Source organism: Brachybacterium sp. Marseille-Q7125, assembly GCF_023062615.1.
GTDB lineage: Bacteria > Actinomycetota > Actinomycetes > Actinomycetales > Dermabacteraceae > Brachybacterium.
Map to the genome: position 1 here is coordinate 1 of NZ_JALLAL010000070.1, position 10,450 is coordinate 10,450.

The following is a 10,450-nucleotide window of genomic DNA, read 5'->3' on the forward strand; positions in this document are numbered from 1 at the left end:
CACCGGCACCCCAGCGGCACCCCAGGGCCCCCCGCGGCCGGCGGCAGCTGTGCACAGGCCCCCCCCCCCCCCCCCCCCCCCCGCGGCCCCCCCCCGCCCCCCCCCCCCCGCCCCCCCCCGCCGCTCCCGCGCGCGATGTTGTCGGCCAGATGTCCTTCCTGGACCGCTGGCTGCCGGTGTGGATCCTCGCCGCGATGGTGCTCGGCCTGCTGCTGGGCCGCCTGATCCCCGGCCTCAATGAGGCGCTGGATGCGGTGAGCATCGCCGGGGTGTCCGTGCCGATCGCCATCGGGCTGCTGGTGATGATGTACCCGGTGCTCGCGAAGGTCCGGTACGACGAGACGCAGCGCATCGGCGCCGATAAGCGCCTGATGATCAGCTCGCTGGTGCTGAACTGGATCGTCGGCCCCGCTCTCATGTTCGCCCTGGCCTGGATCTTCCTCGCGGACCTGCCGGAATACCGCACGGGCCTGGTGATCGTGGGGCTCGCCCGCTGCATCGCGATGGTCCTGATCTGGAATGACCTGGCCTGCGGCGACCGGGAGGCCGCGGCCGTGCTGGTGGCCATCAACTCCGTGTTCCAGGTCCTCGCCTTCGGGGCGCTCGGCTGGTTCTACCTGCAGGTCCTGCCCGGCTGGCTGGGGCTGCCCACCACCAGCGTCGAGTTCTCCGTGGGCGCGATCGTGCTCAGCGTGCTCGTGTTCCTCGGCATCCCGCTGGTGGCCGGCTTCCTCACGCGGCTCATCGGCGAGCGGACCAAGGGCCGCACCTGGTACGAGGAGCGGTTCCTGCCGCGCATCGGCCCCTTCGCCCTGTATGGGCTGCTGTTCACGATCGTGCTGCTGTTCGCGCTGCAGGGCGATGCGATCCTCACCTCGCCCGGAGACGTGGCCCGCATCGCCGTGCCCCTGCTGGCCTACTTCGTGCTCATGTACCTCGTGGCGCTGCTGGTCAGCCGGGGGATCGGCCTGGACTACGCGCGCTCGACCACGGTGGCGTTCACCGCCGCGGGCAACAACTTCGAGCTCGCGATCGCGGTGGCGATCGGCACCTTCGGCGTCGCCTCCGGGCAGGCGCTCGCCGGGGTGGTGGGGCCGCTGATCGAGGTGCCGGTGCTGGTGGGGCTCGTGTACTTCACGCTGTGGATCGGCCCGAAGCTCTTCCCCAGCGACCCCACCCTGCCGCAGCGGTGACGGCGGGGTGTGCGTCACCCTTTCGCCGCAGACGGCTGCGTTTCTGTGGGAATGGGGCATGGATAAGCACCAGAACGTAGCCGCATCGAGAGGGGGCGGGGATGATGGGCGCATGAGCTCCCCTGCTGCGACGTCGAATGCCGCCGAGACTGCCGACCGCCGCGATGCGGCCGATGCCCCTGACACCGCCGACTGCCGCGATGCGGCCGAACCCTCTGACGCCCCCGGCACCTCCCGTACCCCGTCCGTCCTCTTCGTCTGCGTGAAGAACGGCGGGAAGTCCCAGATGGCCGAGGCGCTCATGCGTCATCGGGCGGGCGAAGCCATCGCGGTCCACTCCGCCGGCACCCAGCCCGCGAGCGCCATCAACGCCCTGTCCGCCCAGGTCATCGCCGAGGTGGGGGCCGACATGTCGACCGGAGTCCCCACGCCGATCGACCCTGATCTGTTGGCCCGCGTGGACCGCGTGGTGGTGCTCGGCCGCGAGGCGCAGGTGGACCCCGTGCCCGGTATGCGCGGCACCATCACCACCTGGCATACCGATGAGCCTTCCGAGCGCGGCATTGAGGGGGAGGAGCGCATGCGCCTGGTCCGCGACGACATCGACGCCCGCGTGACACAGCTGCTCGAGGAGCTCACGGCCGAGGGGTGAGCGCCGCTCAGCGGCGTCGCCGGGGTGTGGCGTAGCCCGCACTGCGCCCGGCCACGGCAGCCTGCCCAGACCCGCAGCGCGCGATTGTGGTGCGCCTATGACCGATGTAGACCCCTGCATCGGTCATAGAGCTGCCACAAGCGTGGCGGGGGCTGAGTGCAGGGACCAAGCGATGCGTCCCGTAGTTCTCCTCGCGACGCACCGGCTCCGAGCGCGCAGGGCGCTTAGGCCTGGGCTCGTACCTCGACCACCTGAACTTCGTGCGCGGTACACGCCTCGATAAGAGCGTCCGGAACCGGCCCGGTTGTGACCATTACGTCGATCTCCTTCAAGCCTGCTAGCCGAACGGGCGCGCTGCGTGTGAGTTTGGAGCGGTCTGCAAGAAGGACCACCTTCGAGGCCCCTTCGAGGAAGGCGCGTTTGACCAGGTGCTCACGGTCCCCCATCAGATAGACGCCACTTGTATCCACGCTGTTAGCGCCGAGCAGGAGGACGTCTGAAGTGATCTCTTTCGCTGCTGCGGTGGTGCGCGGTCCTATCAGCACTTGACTCTCGGCCAGCAGCTCGCCACCGAGACAGAGCACAGTGGCCGACGTATTGGTGAGCATCTGCTGCAGCACCGGCACGGAGTGGGTAATCACGGTGCCGCGGAAGCTGCGGGGGAGGACCGTGGACACGGCGAAGCAGGTGGTTCCAGAGTCGATGACGACACTATCACCAGGCCTGAGCAGCCCAGCGGCTGCTTCGGCGATAGCCCTCTTGGAATCAGCTTCTTCCTCGGCGCGGCCCGCGTAGGTCGCAGTCCGCAGTAGGCCGTGCGGCAGGCTGACGCCTCCGTGGACCATGCGCAGTTCGCCTTTCTCGGCGAGCCTTCTGACGTCTCGTCGGATGGTCATGTCTGACACGCCGAGCTTTCTGCTCAGCACGGTCGTCGACGCGAAACCGGCACGCTGCAGCTCCGTCGTGATCGCTTCAGCACGTTCGGAGGCGCTGAGCCTCTGTGCGCCTGGTTTCGCCATCGGGACCCCTCTGGTCTGTCGCTGTCGGCAGGGTACCAGGATGGTCGGAGTCCAACATTCGGTGTTGACTTTCCAACATCCGAGGTTAGATTAGACACATGCAAGCAGGATTGAGCGATGACGCTTCCCGGCCCCTCTTGGTCTTTGTGGGGGCGGCGACGTTCGATGCGCTCGCCTTGGTGGAGCGCTACCCCGACCCCGATGAACGGGTGGTCGCGTCAGATATTCGCTTCGCTGGCGGTGGTCCGTCTGCGACCGCGGCGGTTGCTGCCGCACGTTTAGGACACAATGTGGCGTTCATTGGCGCGGTAGGCGCCGATGACGCCGGCGACGAGATCATCGCGGGCCTTCAACGCGAAGGCGTCAACACCGAGGCGGTGTTGCGGCTGGATGGTGTTGAATCCGGGGCGAGTGTCGTGGTGATCACGCGGGCTGCGGCGAGCAGGGCTATCAGCAATCGGCCGCTGCCCCGAGCCGATCTCACTTCTCACGCGGCGGCGCGCGAGCTTCTTTCCGCCTCGGCATGGGTGCATACCGACCACATCGGCTGGGAGCCGACGATCAGGACTCTGGGCGAGCTCGAGATGTTGCCTCGGACGTCCTTTGACGGTGGTCACCTGGTGGAGGGTTTTACGGCCGAGGGGTTGGACCTCTATGTGCCAACCATCGAGACCCTCGCGCGCAGAATCGGTCACCTCAGCCAGGTCGAGCTGCTCGAACAGGCCGCCGCAGAGTCCGGGGGCGCAGTCGTCGCCACGCAGGGCGCGGATGGGGCCTGGGCGCTCAGCCCCGGGGAGACGGTGCAGCAAGTCCCGGGGTTCCAGGTCGATGTGCTCTCGACGCTTGGTGCCGGTGATGTGTTCCACGGTGCGCTGCTCGCCCAGATCGTTGAGGGGCGCCCTCTGCTCGAAGCGGTGTCGAGGGCCAATGCCGTCGCGGCCCTCTCCACGCGTGCGCTTGATGGGCGCTCGGGTATCCCCACGCGGTCTGAGCTCGAAGCCTTTCTTTCCTCCGACCGTTCCCCTTCTGTCCCCGATTTCCAGGAGTCACGATGACTGACGCTCAGCCCTTCGATCTCTCTGTGCTGCAGCGCGCCAGCGGCGGCTACGCGATGCTCGCTGTTGACCAGCGTGAGGCGATGCGCAACATGTTCGCTGCACACACCGACGAGCCTGTGACAGACCAGGATCTGCAGGACTTCAAGGTCGCTGCGACGCGAATCCTCACTCCGCACGCATCCGCGGTGCTCGTGGACAAGCAGTTTGCTTTCGACGCCGTGGTTGATGCCGGGGCGGTGGCGCCGGGTTGCGGGCTGATCAGCTCAGCGGACCACTTCGAGTCCGCGCATGGTGAGCTCGTAGGAGAAGTGACGGTCGATGAAGCGGTCGACCCCGCCGTCGCCCGCTCACAGGGCGCCGTGGCGATGAAGCTCCTGGTGCTCTGGCGTGAGGACCAGCCGGCAGGACCGCGTATCGAGATGGTGGAGCGATTTGTCGACCGTGCCCGTTCGGCGGGCCTGATCTCGATCGTCGAGCCCGTTTCTCGCGGACGAGCAGACGGCAAGCCCAGCGATACCGAGGCCGGCGTGCTCGAAGCCGCCAAGGAGCTTGGCGGTCTCGGCTTCGATCTCTACAAGGCCGAGGTGCCCCTGAAGGGACAGGGCGAGGATGACGAGATCCGTCGCCGCAGTGCTCAGCTCACCGAGGCGATCAACAGCCCCTGGGTAGTCCTCAGTTCCGGTGTCCCCCAGGACCGTTTCCCCGATGCGGTGCGCCTCTCCATGAGTGAAGGGGCCGACGGCTTCTTGGCCGGTCGCGCAGTGTGGTCCGCCTGTATCGGCACCCCCGATGTCGAAGAGGCACTTCGCACCGACGCAGTCTCCCGTCTGAAAGCCCTCGGAGAGCTTGTTGACGAGCAGATGGCCTCCCGCGCCTGACGCCTGTCCCCGTGGTCGCAGCGCTGGCTGCGTCCGTATCGCCCTCTGTGCAAGCCGCCGACGCAGTGCAGTTCTCCCGATGAGTGCAGTTCTTACCAATGGAGGTAGACATGAACACCCGATTCAACCGCAGGATGATGCTCGGAATGCTCGGAGCCAGTAGCGCTGCCGCCCTGGCTGCATGCTCCGGACCCGGCAGCACCGGGGGTGGTGAGACGAAGGCTCCGGACACCGATGGTGCTATCGAGGGTGAGGTGTCATTCGCTCACTGGAGGGCAGAGGATCAGGAGGCGTTTGATGAACTGATCGCGACGTTCACCTCCGAGCACAGCGATGTCACCATCGGGCAGGACATTACCCCGTCGAACGACTACCAGACCCAGGCGCTCAATCGCTTGCAGTCCGGCTCAGTGGGGGACATCTTCCCCACTTTCCGCGGTGCCCAGTTCACCCAGTTCGTTGACGCCGGGGTCTACACCGACCTCACCGATCAGGACTTCGTGAGCAACTACGAAGCAGGGCTGATCGAAGCCGGCCAGTCCGACGGTGCGCAGATGGGGTTGCCGTACCAGGTGGTCCTCCCGATGCCGGTAGGGAACCTCGACATCCTCTCTGACGTCGGTTACGAGGAGGCCCCAACGACGTGGGACGACTTCCTCGATATGTGCGACAAGATCAAATCCAAGAACATCACGCCCATGGCCTGGCCGGGTGGCGATGTCGGCAACGCTGGCCAGTTGTACAACTCGATGATCATGAATCTCCAGCCCGAAGATGATGCCTCAGCACAGCTCGAGGCGGGCACTATGAAGTGCACCGACGACTGGTTCTTGGAGATGCTCGAGAAGTACGCCGAGCTGCGCCCCTACTTCCAGTCCAACGCCACGGGCACCTCCGTCGAGCCGATCCAGCAGATGTTCGTGGACGGCGACGCTGCGATGCTCGCGACCGGCAGCTACCACATCGCTGCCGTGCGGGCGCTCGGTGCGGAGTTCCCGATGGGGATGTATCCGCCGATCACGTCGAACTCTGACCCGAAGCATTCCGGTACCTATAACGCGACCTTCATCCTCGGCATCAATGCAGCTTCGAACGTCCAGCCAGCAGCGACGGAGTTCCTCCGCTTCCTCTCGGATCCTGCGAACGCCCAGGTGTATGCGGATGCAACTGTCCAGCACGTGAGCGTGGCGGGCGTCGAGTACGAAAACGCGGATCTCAAGGACTTGTCGCCGTGGCTGGAACGCGAGGATCTCATGCTCGCTGCGCGCTTCCAGTTCAACGACCTGGATATCCGCAATGCCGTTGAGGGGGCGTGCATCGAAGTCGTCGGCGGTGCGGAACCTGCCGCGGCTGCCGAAAAGGCCCAGGGCGTCATCGACGAGCGCCTCTGACCGATCTCCCATCGCCCGGGCGCCAGGACGGCGCCCGGGCCCCATCTCCCGGAGTACTTATGACTCAGCAGGCCACCCCTGCCGGCGCGGCACCCGCCAACGGTCATTCCACTGAGACAGGCCCGGACCGTTCGGTGGCACGCCGCGGTGTGGACAGCGGACCAAGCCGTCGCAGGCGTCGTGCGGCGACAGCGCCTCCCCTCTCGATCTACCTGTTCCCTCTGCCCGCGCTCGTCGTGTTCGTCATCTTTTTCATGATCCCGACGCTGCAGGCGTTCCAATACGCGATCACGGATTGGAACGGGTACAGCGCAGACTTCAACTGGGTAGGCCTGGACAACTTCAAGCGGGCCCTGGTCGGCGACAGCCTGTTCCACAACGCCCTGTTCAATAACCTCAAGTTTCTTCTGGTCGTGCTCTTTGTGCAGACCACGTTCTCGCTGATCCTGGCGCTGGCGCTGCTGCGTAACACTCGGATCCATATCGCGTTGCGGGCACTGTTCTTCTTTCCGACGATCCTGTCCTCGGTATCGGTTGCCTTCGTCTGGAAGTTCATCTACGACCCGAGCTACGGCCTGGGGAACTCGATTCTGGGTGGTATCTCCGCAATCTCGCAGGCCATCGGTCTGGATGTCGACCTGACCTCGAGCTTCCTCGGCAATGACGCGCTGGCGATCTACTGGATCGCGCTGGCGCAGTGCTGGGCGCACATCGGTCAGCTGATGGTCATCTACATCGCAGGATTGCAGGCCATCCCCGCGGAGCTGTACGAGGCCGCTGAGATGGACGGGGCCGGCCGCTGGCAGAGGTTCTGGAACGTGACCTGGCCACAGCTCGCCGCCCCGACCGGCATTGTCATGGCCTACACCACTGTCCAGTCATTCAAGGCTTTCGACCTGATTCTGGGCTTGTCCGGTATCCCGCCGAAAGGCTCGACCGACATCCTCTCCACCCGTATCTATACGACCTTCGCGAACTCGCAGTACGGCTACGCGGCTGCGGAGTCCGTAATCTTCATGATCCTGATCGGTGTGATCACCTGGTTGCAGCGCCGCGCGATCCACGCCGTCCATCCGAGTGAGGACTGATCCGATGATGTTCAATCTGGGCAGGCGTGCCCTTCTCCTCGTGTACTCGCTGCTGATCATCGTGCCTCTGCTGGTGGTGATCTTCGGGAGCGTCAAGACGCAACCACAGTTGTTCGCCGACCCTTTCTTACCTGCCAGTGATCCGCAGCTGGGCAATTACTCGGAGGCGATGCTGAACCAGGGCATCGGCCAAGCGATGCTCAACAGCGCGATCGTCACCCTCTCCTCGGTCAGCCTGACCCTCGTGCTGGGAAGCCTCGCAGCATACGGCATCGCCCGAATCCCAGGGTGGAAGGGCGCGCTGATCTTTGGGTTTCTCATTCTCGGCATGGCAATCCCGGCGCAGGCGAACATGATCCCGCAGCGGGTTCTCTTCCAGAACCTGGGGCTGCTGGACAGCTTGTTCGGTCTGGTTCTCATTAACATTACGATCACCCTGCCCGTCGCGACCTTCATCATGGGCGGGTTCATGAAGACTCTTCCGCGCTCGATGTTCGAGGCCAGCTCAATCGACGGAGCAGGAACCTTCCGAACGTACCTGCGCATCGCGCTGCCTTTGTCGGCACCCTCGATCGCCGCGACCGCGATCTTCCTATTTGTCATCCATTGGAACGATCTGCTCTACCCGCTGCTGTTCATCCAGTCGCCGTCCAAGCGCACACTGCCGCTGGCACTGCTGAACTTCCAAGGCGAGTTCCTCACCAACTACCCGCTGTTGTTCACAGGAGTGGTAATCGCGTCCTTGCCGATGGTGGTCGCGTACGTCTTCCTGCAGCGGTACTTCGTGGCCGGCATGACCGCAGGTGCCAATAAGGGGTGACGGCACATTCCGTCGTGGATCTCACCGCGCTCTTCCGCTCCACCACAAGCTTTCGCCATCATCTCCTGAGGAGGATCCTCCGTGACCATTCCGCCTGCCGGCACTCTTCTGGCTCGGCGCATCACCGAATGCAAGATTGATCCGTCCGGACTTGATCTTGTGGTCGATGCCTTCGCCGGGGTGCATCTTGATGGCGCACCCGGGTGGCTGACTGGTGAAGACCCCAGAGACCTGGGGGTCGAGCTGACGATGCCCAATCTTCCGCGGGATCTTCAGCTCCCCCCGGCAACTACCCATCCTCACCGAGTGCGCGTGGATGTCATTGCTGAGGATTTGATCCGGATCCGCTCCGGGGCGCCTGACCATTGGGCGTTCGATGACAACGGGACTGGACTGGGGATCGTTACCGACCCTCTCGCGGGCGGTGCAGATGGGGCAGTCGCAGGGCGGGTCGATGAAGGCGAACAGGAGATCGCCCTGCGTGCGGGTGCGACCAAGGTGCGCATTGGCCGGTATCCCTTCTCGCTGGCGATTGAACGGTCGGGAGACACGATCCTTCGTACCTCGGATCGTCTACGCCAGGTGGCAGGACTGCCTACCGCCCCACCGCTGTTACGTCGGCAGGGCAAGCACTCCATCAGCTTCGAGCTCGGGACCGATGAAGACATCACTGGTTTCGGCGAACAGTTTGGTCGGCTGGTCAAGAACGGGCAGCATCTGGACCTGCGCGTCGAGGATGCTCTGGGCACGGGGACGGGCCTGACGTACAAACCTATTCCGGTGTGGCACTCCAGCGCCGGGTACCTCGGTTTCCTCAACACCGGGGCGCGCGTCGGATGCGACATCGGCCATTCAATGCCCAGCGTGCTGTCGCTGACGAATGACGACGACGCGATCGACCTCTACCTCGTCCTGGGGGACAGCATCCCCTCCCGGCTCACGCGTTACACGCAGCTGACCGGCCGTGGACCGCAGCCGCCGCTGTGGGCCTTCGGCTACTGGATGGGACGCTGCCGCTACCACTCGCGCGCCGAGATGCTCGACGTCGCCGAACAGATGCGCACTGAGCAGATCCCTTGCGATGTGCTTCATCTGGACCCGGACTGGCTGGTCACTGACAGGCTCAACACGGACTTCATCTGGAACGCCGAGCGGTTCGGCGACCGCGCCGAGTTCATCGCTGCGCTGCGTGAATACTCGCTGAGGCTGTCGGTCTGGGAGGTGCCCTACATCGATCCGGCCTCCCCTCTTTACCCGGATGCTGAGGCTAAGGGGTACCTGGTACGCACAGCCTCCGGAGAAGTCGCTCACCTCCAAGGGACACCCACACCGGACGGCCGCCCGCGAGCTCTGGTGGACCTGACTGACCCTGGCGCACGCGCCTGGTGGCAGGGTCTACATCGCGCATTCCTCGACGACGGCGTGGCAGTGTTCAAGACCGACTTCGGTGAGGGGCTGCCCGATGATGCCGCGCTCGCGGACGGAACGCCGCCCGTACACGCGCACAACCTCTTCCCGTTGCGCTACAACGCGGCGATTTCCGATGGCATCGGAAGGTACACTGGTCGCTCGCCGCTGGTCTGGGGTCGCTCCGGCTGGGCGGGCTCGCACCGCTACCCCGGCCAGTGGGGCGGAGACGCGGAGTCGACCGTCGCCGGGATGCAGGCCACCGTACGCGGCGGCCTCTCTTACGCCGTCAGCGCCCCCGGGTTCTGGAGCCATGACATTGGCGGATTCTTCGGTCCCGAACTGACGGGACCGCTGTACGTCCGGTGGACTCAGCTCGGTGCCCTCTCGCCGCTGATGCGGGCGCACGGGTTGCGTCCTCGTGAGCCCTGGGCATTCGGCGCCGAGGCGCTCGAGACCACCCGCGAATGGGTACGGCGCCGCTACGCGCTGCTGCCCTATCTATGGCAGGTGGCGAAGGAGTCCGCCGAGAACGGCTGGCCGGTGATGAGACCACTCGACTTCCATGCTCCCGGCGATCGGGTGGGCCGAGGGATCGATGATGCCTACCTGCTGGGCCGGGACCTGTATGTGGTACCGGTGTTCAGCGACAGCTCAGACCCGGTGCGCCGCACGTTCTGGGTGCCTGAGGGCCGATGGGAGGATCTCTATACCGGCGAGCATTATGAGGGCGGTCGGTATGCCGAGCGCCTCTGCACGCTGGAGGAGATGCCGGTGCTCGCGCGTGACGGTGCCGTGATCCCCATGCTCGATATCGGGCTCTTCGCAGATGAGGGTGTAGGTGGTCGCGGGGTGGGCGCGTCGGTGTGGGGGTAGAGGTCGAGGTCTCCTTCATGCTGGAAGCTCTGACCCAACCTGCATGAGGAAGACCTCGACGTGGCCTA

General features: G+C 65.1%; 8 protein-coding genes and 1 pseudogene. 8 read left to right on the forward strand and 1 reads right to left on the reverse strand.

The window, feature by feature from the left end:
• The first annotated feature begins 149 nt into the window (after positions 1 to 149).
• Both arsB and MU407_RS12825 read left to right on the forward strand, forming a co-directional pair.
• Positions 150 to 1,193: an ACR3 family arsenite efflux transporter gene (gene arsB, locus MU407_RS12820; RefSeq protein WP_246958062.1), complete on the forward strand. Its 1,044-nt coding sequence runs from the start codon at positions 150 to 152 to the stop codon at positions 1,191 to 1,193.
• A 229-nt stretch (positions 1,194 to 1,422) separates the two neighbouring features.
• Positions 1,423 to 1,845 (forward strand): annotated as a pseudogene (locus MU407_RS12825) (low molecular weight phosphatase family protein); the annotation flags it as partial.
• Positions 1,846 to 2,069: 224 nt separating this feature from the next.
• Here MU407_RS12825 and MU407_RS12830 read toward each other — a convergent pair.
• Complete coding sequence (locus MU407_RS12830; protein ID WP_246958063.1) at positions 2,070 to 2,864, reverse strand: DeoR/GlpR family DNA-binding transcription regulator; 795 nt, start codon at positions 2,862 to 2,864, stop codon at positions 2,070 to 2,072.
• 98 nt (positions 2,865 to 2,962) lie between these two features.
• Here MU407_RS12830 and MU407_RS12835 point away from each other — a divergent pair, with 98 nt between their 5' ends.
• The 6 genes from MU407_RS12835 (at position 2,963) to MU407_RS12860 (ending at position 10,382) form a co-directional block, all read left to right on the forward strand.
• Positions 2,963 to 3,919 carry a carbohydrate kinase family protein gene (locus MU407_RS12835; RefSeq protein ID WP_246958064.1) on the forward strand — a complete coding sequence of 319 codons (957 nt, stop codon included), beginning with the start codon at positions 2,963 to 2,965 and terminating at the stop codon, positions 3,917 to 3,919.
• Positions 3,916 to 4,800 (forward strand): aldolase, encoded by an 885-nt coding sequence (locus MU407_RS12840; protein WP_246958065.1) that lies wholly within the window; start codon positions 3,916 to 3,918, stop codon positions 4,798 to 4,800. The genes MU407_RS12835 and MU407_RS12840 overlap by 4 nt, the downstream gene beginning before the upstream one ends.
• Before the next feature lie 110 nt (positions 4,801 to 4,910).
• A complete protein-coding gene (locus MU407_RS12845) occupies positions 4,911 to 6,191 on the forward strand; it encodes an extracellular solute-binding protein (protein WP_246958067.1) in 1,281 nt (426 codons plus the stop codon).
• 59 nt (positions 6,192 to 6,250) lie between these two features.
• Positions 6,251 to 7,279 carry a sugar ABC transporter permease gene (locus MU407_RS12850; RefSeq protein WP_246958068.1) on the forward strand — a complete coding sequence of 343 codons (1,029 nt, stop codon included), beginning with the start codon at positions 6,251 to 6,253 and terminating at the stop codon, positions 7,277 to 7,279.
• A 4-nt stretch (positions 7,280 to 7,283) separates the two neighbouring features.
• Positions 7,284 to 8,099, forward strand: coding sequence for a carbohydrate ABC transporter permease (locus tag MU407_RS12855; protein WP_246958070.1), 816 nt, complete (start codon positions 7,284 to 7,286; stop codon positions 8,097 to 8,099).
• A gap of 81 nt (positions 8,100 to 8,180) precedes the next feature.
• Positions 8,181 to 10,382: a TIM-barrel domain-containing protein gene (locus tag MU407_RS12860; protein WP_246958071.1), complete on the forward strand. Its 2,202-nt coding sequence runs from the start codon at positions 8,181 to 8,183 to the stop codon at positions 10,380 to 10,382.
• The last annotated feature ends 68 nt before the right edge of the window (positions 10,383 to 10,450 follow it).